At 38.2% G+C, this 17,822-nt stretch carries 17 protein-coding genes and 1 tRNA gene; 6 read left to right on the forward strand and 12 right to left on the reverse strand.

Translation table 11 applies throughout. The features are described from left to right. Positions 1-1,414, forward strand: a 1,414-nt coding sequence (locus ACIR131C_RS22575; RefSeq protein ID WP_051347547.1) for a type ISP restriction/modification enzyme, incomplete at its 5' end; no start/stop codon positions are given. On the opposite strand, the gene gshB is transcribed toward ACIR131C_RS22575, so the two are convergent. The 8 genes from gshB to pgeF all read right to left on the reverse strand — a co-directional run bounded on the left by gshB (position 1,396) and on the right by pgeF (position 8,415). Continuing rightward, on the reverse strand, positions 1,396-2,373 hold the full coding sequence (gshB, locus tag ACIR131C_RS0111510) for a glutathione synthase (RefSeq protein ID WP_028090308.1): 978 nt from the start codon (positions 2,371-2,373) through the stop codon (positions 1,396-1,398). The two genes, ACIR131C_RS22575 and gshB, sit on opposite strands and share 19 nt — an antisense overlap. Before the next feature lie 142 nt (positions 2,374-2,515). Then, entirely contained in the window at positions 2,516-2,776 is a 261-nt protein-coding gene (grxC, locus tag ACIR131C_RS0111515) for a glutaredoxin 3 (protein ID WP_028090309.1), read from the reverse strand. 99 nt (positions 2,777-2,875) lie between these two features. Next, on the reverse strand, positions 2,876-4,498 hold the full coding sequence (guaA, locus tag ACIR131C_RS0111520; RefSeq protein ID WP_028090310.1) for a glutamine-hydrolyzing GMP synthase: 1,623 nt from the start codon (positions 4,496-4,498) through the stop codon (positions 2,876-2,878). 419 nt (positions 4,499-4,917) lie between these two features. Next, the gene (gene cbiD / locus ACIR131C_RS0111525) at positions 4,918-6,033 is read right to left on the reverse strand and encodes a cobalt-precorrin-5B (C(1))-methyltransferase CbiD (RefSeq protein ID WP_028090311.1); all 1,116 of its coding nucleotides are present in this window, start codon (positions 6,031-6,033) and stop codon (positions 4,918-4,920) included. A gap of 35 nt (positions 6,034-6,068) precedes the next feature. After that, entirely contained in the window at positions 6,069-6,368 is a 300-nt protein-coding gene (locus ACIR131C_RS0111530; RefSeq protein WP_028090312.1) for a DUF7734 family protein, read from the reverse strand. Between the two features lie 45 nt (positions 6,369-6,413). Beyond that, on the reverse strand, positions 6,414-7,004 hold the full coding sequence (locus tag ACIR131C_RS0111535) for a DUF3177 family protein (protein WP_028090313.1): 591 nt from the start codon (positions 7,002-7,004) through the stop codon (positions 6,414-6,416). A gap of 281 nt (positions 7,005-7,285) precedes the next feature. Further along, positions 7,286-7,525, reverse strand: a complete 240-nt coding sequence (locus ACIR131C_RS0111540; RefSeq protein ID WP_028090314.1) for a Calvin cycle protein CP12 — start codon at positions 7,523-7,525, stop codon at positions 7,286-7,288. Positions 7,526-7,614: 89 nt separating this feature from the next. Beyond that, positions 7,615-8,415, reverse strand: a complete 801-nt coding sequence (pgeF, locus tag ACIR131C_RS0111545; RefSeq protein ID WP_028090315.1) for a peptidoglycan editing factor PgeF — start codon at positions 8,413-8,415, stop codon at positions 7,615-7,617. Positions 8,416-8,537: 122 nt separating this feature from the next. Here pgeF and ACIR131C_RS0111550 point away from each other — a divergent pair, with 122 nt between their 5' ends. Further along, the gene (locus tag ACIR131C_RS0111550) at positions 8,538-9,344 is read left to right on the forward strand and encodes a biotin--[acetyl-CoA-carboxylase] ligase (RefSeq protein WP_028090316.1); all 807 of its coding nucleotides are present in this window, start codon (positions 8,538-8,540) and stop codon (positions 9,342-9,344) included. A gap of 82 nt (positions 9,345-9,426) precedes the next feature. Beyond that, a complete protein-coding gene (locus ACIR131C_RS0111555) occupies positions 9,427-10,953 on the forward strand; it encodes a M23 family metallopeptidase (protein ID WP_028090317.1) in 1,527 nt (508 codons plus the stop codon). Between the two features lie 28 nt (positions 10,954-10,981). Here the strand turns inward: ACIR131C_RS0111555 and ACIR131C_RS0111560 are convergent, their stop codons facing one another. Then, positions 10,982-11,641, reverse strand: coding sequence for a riboflavin synthase (locus ACIR131C_RS0111560; RefSeq protein WP_028090318.1), 660 nt, complete (start codon positions 11,639-11,641; stop codon positions 10,982-10,984). Between the two features lie 400 nt (positions 11,642-12,041). On the opposite strand from ACIR131C_RS0111560, the gene ACIR131C_RS0111565 reads away from it, so the two are divergent. Together ACIR131C_RS0111565 and ACIR131C_RS0111570 are read left to right on the forward strand one after the other, a co-directional pair. Continuing rightward, positions 12,042-12,539 carry a bifunctional nuclease family protein gene (locus ACIR131C_RS0111565; RefSeq protein ID WP_028090319.1) on the forward strand — a complete coding sequence of 166 codons (498 nt, stop codon included), beginning with the start codon at positions 12,042-12,044 and terminating at the stop codon, positions 12,537-12,539. A 236-nt stretch (positions 12,540-12,775) separates the two neighbouring features. Next, the gene (locus ACIR131C_RS0111570; RefSeq protein ID WP_028090320.1) at positions 12,776-13,906 is read left to right on the forward strand and encodes an aldo/keto reductase; all 1,131 of its coding nucleotides are present in this window, start codon (positions 12,776-12,778) and stop codon (positions 13,904-13,906) included. A 125-nt stretch (positions 13,907-14,031) separates the two neighbouring features. On the opposite strand, the gene ACIR131C_RS0111575 is transcribed toward ACIR131C_RS0111570, so the two are convergent. Then, positions 14,032-15,924: a cation:proton antiporter gene (locus ACIR131C_RS0111575; RefSeq protein WP_028090321.1), complete on the reverse strand. Its 1,893-nt coding sequence runs from the start codon at positions 15,922-15,924 to the stop codon at positions 14,032-14,034. Positions 15,925-16,328: 404 nt separating this feature from the next. Here ACIR131C_RS0111575 and ACIR131C_RS0111580 point away from each other — a divergent pair. Then, positions 16,329-16,401: transfer RNA gene (locus tag ACIR131C_RS0111580), tRNA-Glu, on the forward strand. Between the two features lie 82 nt (positions 16,402-16,483). Here the strand turns inward: ACIR131C_RS0111580 and ACIR131C_RS0111585 are convergent. After that, positions 16,484-17,035 (reverse strand): SRPBCC family protein, encoded by a 552-nt coding sequence (locus tag ACIR131C_RS0111585; protein WP_028090322.1) that lies wholly within the window; start codon positions 17,033-17,035, stop codon positions 16,484-16,486. A gap of 166 nt (positions 17,036-17,201) precedes the next feature. Continuing rightward, on the reverse strand, positions 17,202-17,537 hold the full coding sequence (locus ACIR131C_RS0111595; RefSeq protein WP_028090323.1) for a ribbon-helix-helix domain-containing protein: 336 nt from the start codon (positions 17,535-17,537) through the stop codon (positions 17,202-17,204). Positions 17,538-17,822 lie beyond the last annotated feature (285 nt).

The following is a 17,822-nucleotide window of genomic DNA, read 5'->3' on the forward strand; positions in this document are numbered from 1 at the left end:
TATGGATTTGCATGGTAATTCTTTATTAAAAGAAACCACTCCAGAGGGAAATATTGATCAAAATGTTTTTGATATTCAACAGGGTGTAGCGATTTTAATTGCTGTGCGCGAAAAAGATAAACCTGATTATTTTTCTACTGCTTATAAATCCAGAGATGGTGTTAAGGAAATGGCTAAGGTGTTATATTATGATCTGTGGGGAAGACGTGAGGATAAGTATAAGTTTTTAGAATCTGCAAGTTTAGATAATATTGATTGGATAGAAGTAAAACCTACTGAACCTAATTACTTTTTAGCACCTAAAAATCTTGATTATGAAGACGAATATCAAAGAGATTTGAGTATGACTGATATCTTTCCTATTTATGCTGCGGGAGTAAAAACTAGAAGAGATAATATATGTGTTGACTACGATAGAGAAACTCTAATAAATCGTTTTGATGATATTTCTATAAATACTAATTTAGAAGAACTAAAACAAAAATACAATATCAAAGATACAGAATATTGGACTTTAGAAAAAGCTAAGTTAGATATTAAACAGGATGAAATTGAATCAAAATTACTACTATATGCTTATAGACCATTTGATAATCGTTGGGTTTATTATAATCATAAGATTATTGAAAGAGGAGATAGTCGTAAAGAATTAATGGGACATTTGTTGAAAAGTAATAATATTGCTTTACTTTCCTGTCGTCAACAAGTTGAATCTGGATTTCATCATATATTTTGTTCAGAAATTCTCACAGAACATTGTTCTGTATCATTAAAAAGTAGAGAAGCAACTTATGTTTTTCCTCTTTATATCTACCCAAATACAGAAAATAAACAAACAAATCTTTTTCTAGAAAAAACTCCTAACCTATCCCCAAAATTCTTAGAAACTATTAAAGAAAAACTTGGTAAAATACCCCCACCAAAACAAATCTTTTACTATGCTTATGCTATATTTCACAGTCCTACATACCGCACTAGATACGCTGAATTTCTAAAGGTAGATTTTCCCCGTCTTCCCTTAACTAGTAATCAAAACCTATTTAACTCCTTAGCTATCAAAGGAGAAGAATTAGTTAATTTACATTTAATGAAATCTCATACACTCAATAATTTCATGACAACTTATCAACAAATAGGAGATAATCAAATTACTGAAGTTACTTATCATTCAGAATTGCAAAGAGTATATGTTAATAAACAGAATTACTTTACCAATATTCCTCAACATATCTGGGAATTTAAAATCGGAGGATATCAAGTATTAGATAAATGGTTAAAAGACAGAAAAAACGCTAAACGAGAATTATCTACTCAAGAAATTAACCATTATCAAAAAGTTGTTATCTCTTTAACAGAAACTTTCCGAATTATGCAAGAAATTGATCAAATTATTCCTCATTTTCCCCTCAAATGAATATTCGCTTCTACCCATTGAATTACTTGATAACCAAGATTAGTACCATTAAGTCTATCAATTTCCCGGACTCCGGTAGGACTTGTCACATTAACTTCCGTAAGGTAGCCACCAATGACATCAATACCAACGAAAATTAACCCATCTTGACGGAGTTTTGCGGCTAAATGAGTGCAAATTTCCTCTTCTCTTGGAGTGATATTAGTTTTTGCGACAGTGCCACCTGTTGCCATATTATTGCGAAAATCACTACCACTGGCAATACGATTAAGCGCACCTATAGCTTGACCATTGAGTAAGATAATCCGTTTATCTCCCTCCTTCGCTTGAGGTAAATAATTTTGTACCATGACGGGAATTTGACCATGAACTGTGCTAAGTTCAACAATAGAATTAAAATTGCGATCGCTTGCTTGTAAAAATAAAATTCCTTCTCCAGCTTTATTTCCCAGTGGTTTGAGAATTGTCGCTGCTTTAGCTACCACAAACTCGCGGATAACCTGTTTATCAGCACTAACAATGGTTTCGGGAACACATTCTTGAAACTGAAGCGCGTACATTTTTTCATTCGCACTACGAATACCAGCAGGGTTATTAATGACTAGAGTTTTATTTTGGTCAATATAATCCAAAATATAGGTAGCATAAAGATAAGCGTCATTTATTGGTGGATCAGTCCGCATAAATACGGCATCCATTTCTTCTAAAGGAATAAAAACACTAGAACTTAATTTAAACCAATTATCAACCGCTAACCAACGTCCCTCCACCAACTTTACAGGAACAAGCTCTACTTGTTGGGATACAGCCCAAGCTTTGCCATTAATTACACTCAGTAAATTTGCTTGAGTTATCCATATTTCATGTCCCATAATTTGCCCAGCTTCCATCAGTGCCACACTGGTATCATGACATGGATCAAGTTTATGTATAGGATCAATAATAAAAGCCAGTTTCACCCTTTATACCTCTGTTATCCATGAATTTTAACATCAAAGAATATTCAAGATCCCCGACTTCTCAAATTCATTTATGTATCTCAGAGCAAGAAAAATGAGATTAGGAAGTTAGGGATCTGATTACATAATCTTTTAAGATTAATTAAGATGCTAACATCTCATCTAATTTACCTTGACGCTCTAAAGCGTGTATATCATCACAACCACCTATGTGATTATCATTAATAAAAATTTGGGGTAGAGAACGTCTACCATTGGCTCGCTGTGCCATTTTTGCTCTTGCGTCCTCATCTCCGTCAATACTATATTCAGTAAAATTAACACCTTTCTTGTTCAGTAGACTTTTAGCACGGAGACAAAAAGGGCAGGTTGACCAAGTATAAATTTCTACTGTTGCAGTCATAATATTCTCAACAAAACGTCATAATTCTTAATTTTACTGATAAGGATAGGTAAAAGGCAACTAATAGCTGTTAATTACCAATTACCAATTACCAATTACCTATTCCCACTCAATAGTTCCTGGTGGTTTAGAAGTAATATCATAAACCACACGATTAACCCCTTTCACTTCATTAACAATGCGGTTAGAAATTGCTTCTAGCACATCATAAGGAATCCGCGCCCAGTCTGCTGTCATCCCATCTTCGCTGGTAACAATCCTTAAAACGATAGGATGGGCATAGGTACGTTTATCACCCATAACGCCAACGCTGCGAATGGGTAAAAGGACTGCAAAAGCTTGCCAAACCTGATTATACAAGCCGCGTTGATTAATTTCTTGACGGACAATTAAATCAGCATCTCGCAAAATATTTAAACGTTCAGCAGTGACCTCCCCTAAAATGCGAATTGCTAAACCCGGTCCGGGAAAGGGTTGACGTTGGACAATTTCTTCTGGTAAACCAATAGAACGACCAACCTTACGAACTTCGTCTTTAAATAGTTTCCGCAGCGGTTCTACCAGTTTAAATCTCAAGTCCTTTGGTAAACCACCCACATTGTGATGACTTTTAATTTTCACTGCTACCCGTTCCCCAGTTTTGGGGTCAACATTGGTATCAGCAGATTCAATCACGTCTGGATAGAGTGTTCCTTGAGCCAAGTAGTCGAAGTGTCCAAGATTCTTGGATGTTTCCTCAAAAACACTGATAAATTCATGTCCAATACGCCGACGTTTCTCCTCTGGGTCTGTGACTCCAGCGATAGCTGAGATAAATCGCTCACGGGCATTGACATATTCTACAGGAATATGGAATTGTTCTTTAAATAACTTTACTAACCTTTCTGGCTCTAATTTCCGCATAAAACCCTGGTCAATAAATACACAGGTTAACTGTTCACCAATGGCTTTATACAGAAGAAAGGCCAAAGTAGAAGAATCTACCCCACCGGACAATGCTAATAATACCCGTTTATCCCCTACCTTGGCGCGAATTTCCTGAACTGCTTCCTCAACAAAAGCCGCTGTTGTCCAAGTAGGTTCACATTCACAGATATGATAAACAAAATTACGAATTAAAGCTAAACCACCCTGAGAGTGGACGACTTCGGGGTGAAACTGTACACCATAAAGTTTTTTGTCGTGATGAGCGATCGCTGCACAAGGCGTATTATGGGTGTGGGCAAGCAGTCCAAAGCCTGGAGGTACGGTTGTAACTGAGTCTCCATGACTCATCCACATGGTTGTACCTTCTTCGACATTAGTTAATAAGTCTGTAGGATCATCTATATATAGAGATGCTTTACCATATTCACCTCGTTCGGCTTTGGTAACTTCCCCACCCAATTGATTAACCATCAATTGCATACCATAGCACACTCCCAGAACTGGTATACCCAACTTCCAAATTTCTGAGTCACAATGGGGAGCAAAGTCACTATATACAGAACTAGGTCCACCAGAAAGAATAATACCTTTAGGGTTAAGTTGACGTAACTGTTCCGCTGTGGTGCGGTAGGAAAGAACTTCCGAATATACTTGAGTTTCGCGGATACGACGCGCAATTAATTCAGAATATTGAGAACCAAAGTCTAAAATTACAATTATTTGTTGTTTCAGGTTCCCCAAATTTTGTTGTGTTTGAGGTACTTCAACCGTTGGTAGAGTCACCGCTGTATTCATGGTAGCCAAGGTGTGTCGTTAAGGATAGAAAGTCACAGTCTGTGATTTTGATGATTTTTGTGATTAATAGTCATAAGTAGGTGAACGGAGAAAAACCGACATAAGTAACGAAAAGTAAAGTTACCTAAAACCTGTTCCCTGTTCCCTGTTCCCTGTTCCCTTGTCATAACGACAATTTTTCACGCTCACCTACTTAACTGTTAAATTAATCATCGAAATCAAATTCAAATTTCAAATTTAGTATTAAAAAAAATATTTATTTGAGTTATTTATACCAATTTAAGACCAAGCTGCCAGATTAGAGTAGTAGATTTCAATTATCATTAACCGCAAAGACGGATAAGTTAATTGATAAATTTGATAATTCTGGAGTGACTATTTGCCTACTTTAAATTGGTATGATGATAATTCTTATTAATTTAGCACAATTTTTCCAGTAAAATACAACCAGTTTTACTTTTTACAAAAATTTGGCGATCGCGGTCAAACAGGACGCAACCGCAAGCTATACTAGTTTTACCCTGTTCATTGTGGCTATTGATATATACCTCGCTACGGGTGTCAATCGTTTCAGCAATTGCACCATAGACTAGATTTACCCAATTACTACCAGTATTCAGATCAAGGGTTTTCAGGTGTTTTAGTGCTGCTTCGGCTGTAGGACTGTGAAAAATGGTTTGAATATCAGTCGCATTTAAACCGAGCATAGCACAATGACTGGTTAAAATTTCCCGACGACCATCAGCCAAATGATGATGGGTGTGAAAAATTCCCCCCGCTAGTTTCATCAATTTACCATGATAACCAAATAATAAAATTTCTTGGACACCCAAGACATCAGCAGCCACTAACATTGGTCCCAACCAATTGGCTGTTTTTACCAACTGTGCAGGATTTATACCGATTTTCTGGGCTAAATCTAGTCCATTTTCCCCAATACAAAATACCAAAGTTCTAAATTTACTAGCCCTTTCCTCCAGATTAGCCAGAAAAGCCGCTAATTGATCCGGTGTGCTTAAAGGTTGAGAAATACCCGTTGTTCCCAGTAAAGATAATCCCTCTACTACACCAAAAGCTGAGTTAGAAGTACGGATGGCCAGCGATCGCCCTTCTGGTAAAATGATTGTAACTTTGATTTTTTCCGTCTCTGTTAATAATTTCCGTAAATTTTCCTGAATTAGCCGTTGAGCATAAGTATAAATTGCCGCTTTACCATCCTCATTGATTTTTTTGCCAATACCTTCTCCACCCTGAATAATTACTGATTCTCCATCTCCTGCATACCATTCTACCACAGCCCAAACTGGTGTATTTTTAGTCAAATCCAGATTATCACCTGGATCACTGCGAGTCGTGGCCAAAGCTTGATTTTCCGATATTCCGGCCACTTGCTCAATGGGTATTTCTCCCATTTCAGCAGGTTCAAGCAAATCTATAGAGACAGAATTTATATGTTGACGATAACGTAGCCAATGTAAAGCCGCAACAGCAGCAGCACAAGCGAAAACCGGTAAAGTGTATCCAGAACGGGACATAGTGAAAATTCAAACTTCAAAAAAGCCTGACTAATCTAAACACCAACTTCCGAGAATAAAACCTGCATATTTTCCCAAGAAATATCCTTTTCCAGATAACTGGGTGACTCAGGATGATAGGGACTTGCTATTCTATCAATAGTGATAATTTTAGCAGATTCAGATAACACCGGCACATCAGGATCAAAAGCAGTTGAACGCATTAAAGAACTAGAAAAGCCTTTAAAAACAGCAATTGTATCAGTTTCACCGTCAATCTCCACAGTGACAATAAGGACCTCCTGTGGTCTTTTAACTGTGTATTTTTCCAGTCTTTTACTAATAGGACTATTCATAATATTAACATGAGTGACCTTTGAGCGACTTTCCCTGAGACACAATTAATGTGTAGTCGAACGTCCATACCTACTGAGTTTGAACGCGACAAAATAACTTAAATACACTATGTAAAACCCTAAAGTAACTATACCCAGAAAACCGAGAAAAGCAGGTGTACTGTTATGGTGGAAATATTCTTTAAAGACTAATGGTGCTTCCAACCAAACACTACAGTAAGGAGTTTTCAGCATATTAGCCGAAAAAGCACAACGTAAAAAAGGTAAAAGTGCTAACGCCCCTAAACTACAATAAACCGTTGTTGCCCAACGCCAAGAAGTAAAAACCAGTTTTAATGGACCTTGGGGATGATACTCAATTTCATCATTGATATCCACCCAAAACCATAACGCAATAGGGATGAGAATCCGTGCCATTAAAGCAGATATAAAACCGACCCCAAAGCCACCAATCATTAAATAAATGCTAATGGCTAACAGACTGGCTACACGCCAGTAAATCGTCAATAAGCGTTGCATGGCCTCAGATTTTTGCACAAATACCCAAATTAGGAGAATTATGGGAATAATCAGCACAAATAATAATTCTAGCCAATAGTCCATCCAAACATAGGGGCGAAACCATACTTCTGTCATAAAGTCAATAGAAAACTAGAAAAATTTGTAACTGGATATTTGATAGCATAGCTCATCCTGAGCATGACAGAAAAAGTTATAGCACAAGGCAAGAGGGACTTATGCACTCATGCAACGTTGAAATTCTTGGTTATTTCTAAGTTTCCATGATTGATCATGTTCTAATTACCCTGGCTACAGCTATAGTTTTAGTATCCTGTTTCAAAGTGAAAAACGGGGGGTTTATTCCCCGTCTTCAACATTCCGGTAAATTATTACCTCATGAAAACCAAAGATTGGTGTTAGTCTTCATAAAGACGACACTCATCTGCGTCTGGATTAGCATCACAGTATGTTTCTAAAGAGTTTTTAGGCTTCTCTTTACTTTTGTGAGATGCTTCGGCTTGAAGCTCTTCCACTGCGTCCCAAGCAGCAGCACACGCAGCGGAATTACTACCTGAAATGTCGCATACAGCGCGAGCTTCTTCAATTTCTTCTTGGATTCTTGCTTGGATATCGCTATTAGTTTGGGTATTAGTCATGATTTTGTCCCGTTATGTTTGTTTATACCAATATAGAACAATTTTGAAAATGGCAAGTTTTCTTTCTATGAATAACCATTCTTACACTTTTAGTGATAATTCGGTTGGGTAATATCATCTAAACTGACAATTCCTGACCATTGCACCTTTTTTTGCTGTTCTCGACGATAGGAGAAGAAATATTCTGGAGTTTGGAAAGTACAATAGGGTGCGATCGCAATTTGTTCTAAACTAACTCCCAAGTGTTCCAACTGTAAAGCATTTACCCGACGCACATCCAAACGCACTTTTCCCGGTTCTGTATCACTGAGTAAAGGTGAATTTGGTAAATCATGTAAAGCAGCAATAATTTTTTCTGGTTCGTTATGTGATACAATGCTACTGCCGATTTTTGCGGCCACTTCCACCGCAACTTGATAAACTTCACCCGCAATAGCCGGACCCATAGCCACACGCAAATCTGCTAAATTACTGCCATGGGCTTGCATTCTATTAATAGCCGCTGGGACAATTTTCGCCGCAGTACCGCGCCAACCAGCGTGTAGAGCCGCTACTTGTCCAGTTTTGACATCTCCAATCAAAACAGGTGTACAGTCAGCAGAAGCCACCCAGACAGCTTGTAAAGGTTGATGACTAATTAAACCATCTGCTAAAGCCAAATCATCATCACTGATGTTAACATGATGATCAACTTCCTGGGGAGTCAAAACAGTATTACCATGTACCTGTTTTAAGCGATAAACTAAAGCCTCTGGTTGTAGCGCCTGAGTTAGCTCATGAGGTAGACGTGGCCAAAACCGTTGGGTAAAGAAACCATGAGGCCAGGGTTTTAGGAGATTACAAGTTAGGTAGGGTAGACCTTCCCAATTGTGCCAATGCCAAGTGTGCATCTTTAACCAAACCTCAACAGAAAATTAACAACTTTCAATCAATTCCATGCTAACTTGAACAACGAGAAAAACAGATTTTCCCAAAAGCCAAAAACTATTCAAATCAATTATGGGGGAATGTAGTGGAATTTAATCGCCAACTTTTGGTAGATAGATTAAAAGCAGAATATAAGCATCAAGACTTACCATTCTCCCTACATATTTTTAACACATTATCCTCCACAAATCAAACCCTATGGCAACTCATGCGCCAGGGAGAGAAACCCGGATGTGTAGTTATTGCTACCCAACAAACCGCTGGGAGAGGCCAATGGGGTCGTCAATGGCAGTCTTCTGCTGGTGGTCTATATATGTCCATGGCAATAGATCCTAAACTAGAAGCTACCAGCAGTTATCAACTTACCTTAGCCAGTGCTTGGGGAATTACAGCACAATTAAGAAAATGCGGTCTACCGGTTGGCATAAAATGGCCGAATGATTTAGTATTAAATGGTCGCAAATTAGGCGGTATTTTGACTGAAACCAAAGTTAATCAAGGACAAATCACTCAAGCCGTTATTGGGGTTGGTATTAACTGGGAAAATCAAGTTCCGTCCACGGGAATTAATCTGAAATTATGGCAAAATTCCCAGAATTATCAGATTATAGATCACCTGGAAATGCTAACTTCAAAGGTTTTACTGGGAATTAATTCCGGTATAGAGTGTTTACAAGCAGAAGGAATAAGTATACTCTTATCTCACTATCTTGATGTCCTTACAAATATGGGTGATCAGGTTTATGTCAATAATCTTTTAGGTACAGTAGTTGGTGTAACTCAAGAAGGTAATCTCCGGTTAAAAATGACAAATGATGATCCAAAAGCACCAATAACACCCGAAATTTGCTGCCAACCGGGTACAATCAGTTTAGGTTATCCTCAAGCTTAGGTTTCATCTGGTAGGATAGTACACATCCAACATTTAATGACATCATTTTCTTAGGTTTATTACACACAAAAAAAGAGAACAAATGACGCAGCATCATAAATCTGCCCATAAAAATTTTTACTATTGTGGGATGAGTAAAGGTTTTGCTTATAAACTACCGGGACGAAGCCTTTGTCTACTAACTAGCTTTAGCCTTATCGGTAGCGGTTTTGTGGCTGCAAGTGAAAGTTCAATATACAACATTGCCCCAACTATTGAGAATTCCCAGCCAAAAGCAGCAGCCCAACCAGCCCAGCCAGAAACTATTGTGTCACCAACAGCACAACCCAAAACAGATTTTTCTGAACGCCAAGCTAGGCTGAAAAAAAGGCTAAGTAGTAAAAGTGGATATAGAGCTATACAAGCTATTAGAGAGGCAAAATCCAGCGGTGAAAACACTCAACAGCCGGAAACTGACTCCCTAGTCAAAAAACTCCCAGAAGTCCCCCAAACAGACAAAATCTCTGAAAATACTATCATAGTTACAGAGAGTAACCCACAGGATGATAACAACAATTATATTGATCCTACTGAGTACAAAAATCCCGACACAGTTAACTATCAATCCCCAAGTTCTGTAGTAGTGACAGAACGTTCTAGAGGTTGTCAAACAATTTTAGCTGCGGGTGCTTGTGCTAAAACTACCCAAACTCCCCCTGTGGCTAAGTTGCAAAGATCATCACCAACTTGGCTGAAAAAAAGTACAACTGCTAAATTACCGACGGTTTTCCCTGTCAAAAAATCAACCTGGTCACCCATAACGGTAAATAACAATCAGCAAAAGAATATTGCCGAAAATCTTCCTAAAGGTGACAAAAAAATTAGTTTGACTCGAAATAATTGGCTCTCAAACACAGTTAAAAACAGAACTGATACCGCCTATACAGGTCGTACAAAGGCAACCTATAATCGTCGTCCCTTTCTCCCTAGTCCTGGGGAATTTAGCACTACAACCGTAAACGCTAGTCCTATCGCTCCCCCGGTGGGTAGTTTACCAGCGCCAGTAATGGAGGGGAATGTTGCTCCTCGTACCAGTATGGTGTCTTATAACTTCTCCCTGGCATCAGTATTACCAGAAGTTCCCTATACTAATACCATTGCCTATCGTGGTGGTAGTGGTTCGGGAATGATCTTCCCTCTAGCTATCGCTGCCCCCATTACTTCTTTATTTGGCTGGCGGGTTCATCCTATCACAGGTGATAGTCGCTTTCACACTGGCACAGATTTGGGAGCGCCCACAGGAACACCAATTTTAGCAGTAGCTAAAGGTCAAGTCGAGACTGCTAACTGGGTTAGTGGTTACGGTTTAACTGTGATCATTAATCATGCTTCGGCTCAACAAACTCTCTACGGTCATATGTCAGAAATCTTGGTTCAACCCGGTCAATGGGTAGAACCGGGAACTGTCCTTGGCCTAGTTGGTAACACTGGTAATTCTACTGGTCCTCACTTGCACTTTGAAGTCCGTCACCTCACCCAAAATGGATGGGTTGCTGTTGACCCAGGTGTACAGTTAGCAGGTGGAATCAGTCAATTGATACAATCTCAGCGCATAGCCCAAGCTCGTTAATTAGGGTAGGGGGAATTGGCAATTCCCCCTACAAATACCCATTTTCTACTAGAAATGCAGTTGTAATCTCCCCTTCTTGATGGTGATTATTTCCAGGAGTGAGGAATTTTTCTACGTATTTACCCAAGATATCTGCTTCTAAATTTACCCAACTCCCCGGTACTAAATGACTCAGATTAGTTTCGCTGTATGTCAGGGGTATAACTGCAACTGTAAATTGAGATAATTCTGATTTATATTCAGCCACGGTTAGACTGATACCATTAACAGCAATACTACCTTTAGGAACAATATAGCGAGCGATCGCATCCGGGGCAACAAAGGTCATTTCCCAGGAACTAGCAGTTTGTTTAGATGTTATTAACTGACCAATTCCATCTACATGACCCATGACAAAATGACCACCGACTTTACCACCTACTCGCAGAGACGTTTCTAAGTTAACATATCTTTGCTGAGTTTCTTCCTTACCTAATGTTGTGCGGCCGAGGGTTTCTGGTGAAGCGGTGGCAATAAATCCATCTTTTAATATTTCTTCAACTGTCAGACAGACTCCATCTACAGCTATACTATCACCATAAGCCAAGTCCTGAACGATTGTCTGTGGCTGACTCAGATAACTAATTTGCCACAAATCTCCCCCACGGGGTTTTATCGTTCCTAAACCTTGAATTAATCCTGTAAACACAGCTTTTGCGAAAATAATTTTATTTATTGCCTGATTTTGGCGGAAATCAACTCATAATTATCGGAAAAAATTTACAGCCCGTAGGTTTAATTTATTTCCCGATTTTGCTAAATGAATATTAACATATTAACATCACTCCCAGGGCTTACTTGAATTAAAAGGTTAAACAAGGATAAAATATGAAGGATAAATAAATTAGTTGTTAATATGGTATGAAATAGGTTTATTTATACCTCATTGCTAAGATACCACAACAACAGTCAACAAACCATTAAAAATTCCTAAAAAGTAGATTAAACCAGCTTTTTATGAATTATTAATTATTAATTTTTAATTTTCAGAAGAGTGTATTGTCTGCTACATAGTTCCAAGCGATTAAAGAATTTTAGAGGCTGAACCAATGATAGAAATGAAAGTCGCTGGTATAGCATTAGATGCCATCACCCGCAGCCCGATTGTACTCCTGAAAGATGGTTCAGATCGTCGCGCTTTGCCCATTTACATCGGTCAAGAACAAGCCAGAGCAATTATGGGGGCTATGGAAAATCAAAGGCCTCCTAGACCTTTAACCCATGACCTGATGGTGAATATGCTGGAAGCGTGGAATATGACCTTAGATCGAGTTATTATTCATACCCTGCAAAAGGATACCTTTTATGCAGCGTTAATTCTTCAACAAGGGGATGTCAAAAAAGAAATTGATGCTCGTCCCAGTGATGCGATCGCTATTGCTCTACGTACAAATACTCCGATTTGGGTGATGGAAGAAGTAGTCGCTGATGCTTCTATCCCCGTAGATCGTGATGCTGATGAAGCTGAACAAGAGGCCTTCCGCGAATTTATTTCTAATCTCCGTCCCGAGGACTTGATTAAGCGGTTTGGTAATGGAGAAAGCTAATATCAAGTTCTCGAACTAGAAAATTAACAATTGAAAATTAAAAAAGCAGATAAAAAAAGCTTTTTAAAAGTTTTTAATAGTTATTTATTTTTACCGCAGGGGATTAACAAACTATTGAGTAATAATTTCTGAGTTGTCAAAGCTGAGAATTGAGAAAACACAAGAAAATTATTATTTCTCTTCTCCATTCTTTCCTCAACTCAGCCATCATTTACTTAACTGGATAAACTAGAGTCATGCAATATCGTCGTTTTGGTAAAACTAACTTACATCTTTCTGTTTTTTCGTTGGGAACAATGCGCTATTTAACTGACAGCGAAAATGTCCAGCAAACCATTGAAAAAGCTTTATCTTTAGGAATTAATCATCTAGAAACAGCTAGAGGTTATGGTGATAGCGAAGCATATTTGGCTAAAGCTATTAAGGCTGGTTTATCAATACCTCGTCATCAACTTTATATTACTACCAAAATTCCGCCTACAGCAGATGCTGATACCATGCGTCTGTATATTGATGAATCTTTAAAAGAGTTAAATTTAGACTATTTAGATTGTCTGGGAATTCATGGATTAAATACGTGGGAACATTTAGAATGGGTACAATCAAAAAACGGTTGTATGCTGGCTGTACAAGAAGCTGTAAATGATGGCAGAGTCAGACATATTGGTTTTTCTACCCATGGTGCATTAGATCTAATTTTAGCCGCTATAAATACAGATTTTTTTGAATTTGTCAATCTCCATTATTACTATTTTTTTCAACGTAATACCGCCGCAATTGAATTAGCAATAGAGAAAGATATGGGGGTTTTTATTATTTCTCCTGCTGATAAAGGGGGAAAATTATATAGTCCTCCCCCAACATTAAAAGAACTGTGTCATCCATTCACACCCTTAGATTTTAATTATCGTTTTCTACTCAATGACAAACGCATTACTACCTTGAGTATAGGACCTGCAAAACCCGAAGAATTAGTAATATCTCCCGAAATTTTTGCTGATAAAAATGAATTAACAAAAGCGGAGATTGCCATTTTAGAAAGATTAGAAACTCAGCAAAATCATGTTTTATTAACTGATAAATGCAGTCAATGTTATGCTTGTTTACCCTGTCCCGAAAATATTCATATTCCCGAAGTTTTAAGATTAAGAAATTTAGCCGTAGCCTACAATATGACAGATTATGGACAATATCGTTATGGAATGTTTGAAAAAGCCGGTCATTGGTTTCCAGGAATGCAAGCCAACCGTTGTACAGAATGTGGTGATTGTTTACCCAAATGTCCAGAAAATTTAGATATTCCTGCTTTATTAAAAGATACCCATGAAAGATTACAAGGGAAAGCAGGAAGAAGATTATGGGAGTAAAAAAATCAAATGTACAGACGTTATATAATGTAGAGACGTTCCATGGAACGTCTCTACAAATATTAGAGATAATGGAACGTCTCTACAAATATTAGAGATAATGGATATTTAAATTACAGAAATCTTTAAACATTAGTATTTTTGCTCCTGATTTCTTCGACTTCTGCTAATGTTTCCACCGTTAAAGGTGTAGATTGACTCGCACCAGAGAGCAATTTTAAAAGATTAGGACGGGAATCATATAATAGATAAATAATGCGATCGCCAATTTCCCATTCTTGAGTAGCTGACATGACCTGTAAACGTTGTTCCCGTTCTAGCAAAAGAGGTATTAAAATCCCATCCTGAATTTTTTCTTGTATATGTTCCTGTTGAGATGCAAATTCTGCCACATTTAATGTAGTTACACCTAACTTAACTTGTCCATTACTTAAATATTCATTCCAAGTTTTTATTGGTAAATCAGCAACAAAAGCCTGATCAACTTTACTATTAACCACAGGAGAACCTTGAGGGTGACGGGGAAAAGCAGCTAAAACACAGGGGGGATTAAATTCCTCAGCAGCCCGTTGCGCTAAAACAAAATTTACCTCACCATTACTTGTAATTGCCAAAAAAGTACCCATTGAACCAATTCCGGCCTCTTCGAGTATTTCCCCGTCCAAAGCACTACTAGCAATTACCCGCAGATTTTGGGCTTCCGCTTGGGCTAAACGTTCTGGATCAGTATCAATCATCACCACACTTTCTCCCCGTTCTTGAAAAAAGCGAGCAATTAATAAACCCAAAGGATTACAGCCCACAATTACCGCCCCGGTTGCGTCTTGAGAACTAATTCTTAACAATTTAACCAACCAGCCAGCGGTTAAACCTTGACAAAAAACTGTCATAATAATTGTTAAAAACACTAAAGCCTTAATTGAGTCACCACCATTAATACCGCGTTGGGTGAGTAAAATGGCAAATAAAGAAGCCACAGAAGCGGAAACTATGCCTCTGGGTGCAACCCAACTTAAAAATAGTTTTTGTCGCCAATTTAAGTCACTATTCCAAGTACAAAAAATGATATTAATGGGACGCACGACAAACATTAACACCAAAACAGTCAATAAACTCCCCCAACCCAAAGCCAAGACACTGGCAATAGATAAATCAGCCGCTAGGAGGATGAATAAAACAGAAACACTGAGAATGGTAAGTTGATTTTTAAAACTTCGCAATAAACGTTCTTCGGGAACTGAAGAGTTAGCAAATACCGCACCAGCCACCACTGTAGTCATAATTCCCGACTCGCTGCGGATGATTTGTGCTAGGGTGAATAATACCCATAACATTGCCAGTACAACCAGATTTTTCAGTTCAAAGGAAATGAAATTGGCACGTTTGAAGATCCAACTCATTAAGTAGCCACCAATACCACCTATACCCGCACCCACACCGAAACGTAAGAGGAGACCAATAATGGCATTAATCGGATCTGTATCACCGTTTAAGATTGTATCTAGGACTACATAGGCCAAAATAGCACCCACGGGATCAATGATAATCCCTTCTCCTTCTAATAGCGTTGCTACTTGTCTATCTACATTAATTTGTTGAATTAATGGACCAATTACAGTTGGACCAGTAACAACAACAATAGACCCATAGAGAAAAGCTATATTCCAAGGAAATTCACCCAACCAGTGAGCGGCCAGACTACCTCCCAACAGAGTGATCATTGTTCCCAGTGTCACAAGTAACTGTAAACTAACGGAAACCTTGCCCAACTCTTGCCGATCTAATTTCAGTCCACCCTCAAACAAAATGATTGCTGTTGCTAGGGAAACAATCACTTCTAATCCCGCCCCTAGTAAGTGCGGTTGCAATAGTCCTAAACCGTCTTTGCCCAAAAGAATGCCTAATAGCAGTAGCAAGACAATACTAGGCAGCTTGAAATATGCAGCCATTACCTGGGCGCTAATGCCCGCAAAAACAGTGATCACCATCTGGATGGTGATTTCAAAAGGTGCTTCCATGTTGTAGATTTTGAGCCATAGATTTCAAATCAAAATCCTGTGTACAGAATCATATAGCAAGGAAACTGGTAAACAAGAGTATCTGGAGACCTTCATAGGACGCGTTGCCCAAACCAAGTATGAATTTAGGTGTAGATATGAGAGCCCCTACCCAGGTCACGTCTCTACAAGGATTTGGATATCAACAAATATCATTTTCACACCTTAAATCAGCAACGCCCATAGGAAAACAGCGCCCACAAAGTTATCTCACTAAAATTTTAGTAGATTTTGTCCAACCGTCAGCAGTTTATTTCCCCTGCTGGTGCCTATAACCCTTTCCCAGACTGCTAAAAAAAATTTTTTCCCAACCTATTGACATCCTCAAAAAAATCCGCTATATTATTTAAAGTGATGAAAAACAAGCCCCCATCGTCTAGAGGCCTAGGACACCTCCCTTTCACGGAGGTAACAGGGATTCGAATTCCCTTGGGGGTATTGAAGAAAGGATAGAGTTTTTTCTATCCTTTTATTATTTCTAGGTTTTTCTTTTTTGTAGTTCCTGTAACGAGAGAATTTGTTAGAGGATGGTTTCTAGAGAACGTTGACGAATTGCTAAGAGGTTGGCTTGCAGGTCTTGACTGAGGCGACGTTCAATAATTGAGATTGGCATAGTCAGTTTAGGCCAAACTTGGATGGTGTAGCAAAGAGTAGTACCTTGTTGTTCACTGAGGAAACAAGGCTCTAAGCACCAAAAACCAGAAAACCCTTTAAAATCCCCTTCTACCATATTGAATTGGATTAATTTGGGGAATGATTCCTCTAAATCTAAAACTACACGGGCGCAGAATTTAAAATTAAGTAAACTCGCTTTACCAATTTGTTCCAGTCGAATGCCTCCATGGGGATGTTCCAGAAGAGTGCTTTTGGCGAGATTGGGAATAAAATCAGGTAATGATTCATAGTCCGTGAGAATTTGCCAAACTTTTTCTACTGGTTGGGGAATTTGGATTGTAGCACTAATTTGTCGCTGTCTGTCTGATAATTTATCAACCTGAATAGCTACTTCATTGGTATCTAAGTTTTCTTCAGGAGAAATATTGTTGCTGAGTGTAGAAGAATCAGTTACCATTGTTTTTTATTCTATTTCCCTATAAATAACCCATAAGGCTGATATTTTGCATCCGAGTTAATAGCTGACCTGGTGTAGCCATAGTCAAATGTTTAAAATTAGTTTTTAAGCGGTATTTTACCCAATTACATGGGTATAAATGGGTAAAATTAACTAAAATTTCCAACTAGCCAGATAAACTCTCCAGGCTTAGAGGAAGCATATCACCATTTCTGGTCAATCCTAACAGCATGGACTGTTGTGGTTCAATTAATTTACCCGTGAGGACACAACGTTGTTGTTGTTCAGCTATAGCAGAAATACTAGCGCGAATATCAGATTTAGAAAAACGCGGTTGCCACTCACCAGATTTTTGCTGGATATAATTCCATAGGATATCTCGAATTAGAGACTGATATCCTTGATTACCAGCCATATCTTTAAGTTTATCCTTTAGTTGTCGTTCTAGACGAATACTAGTAACTTCCATTTCAGTTGTTGAAGTGCGTGTAATGGTTTGCATGATTTTTTCTCCTTACAGATATATACAGAGTAGTAATACAAGTGTAGTATCTTTAAGAAAATGTTCAACATAGCAAAATAAATCCTGTTATGTTACCTGGTATTAAAGGTGACTTTTGTGACTACGCCACTTAGACTATCAGCAAATCCTAGATACATATAAAATTAAATCTAGAATAATAAAGAGGATCTATGTCTGCTGAGGTTACAGACCAGAAGACAACAGAGTTTCGTTTATTTTTGGCATCAGGAACTAATCTAGAGATGAGTAGTCATACAGGATAAA

The sequence above is a fragment of the Dolichospermum circinale AWQC131C genome (assembly GCF_000426905.1).
In the GTDB taxonomy this organism is placed as follows: domain Bacteria; phylum Cyanobacteriota; class Cyanobacteriia; order Cyanobacteriales; family Nostocaceae; genus Dolichospermum; species Dolichospermum circinale.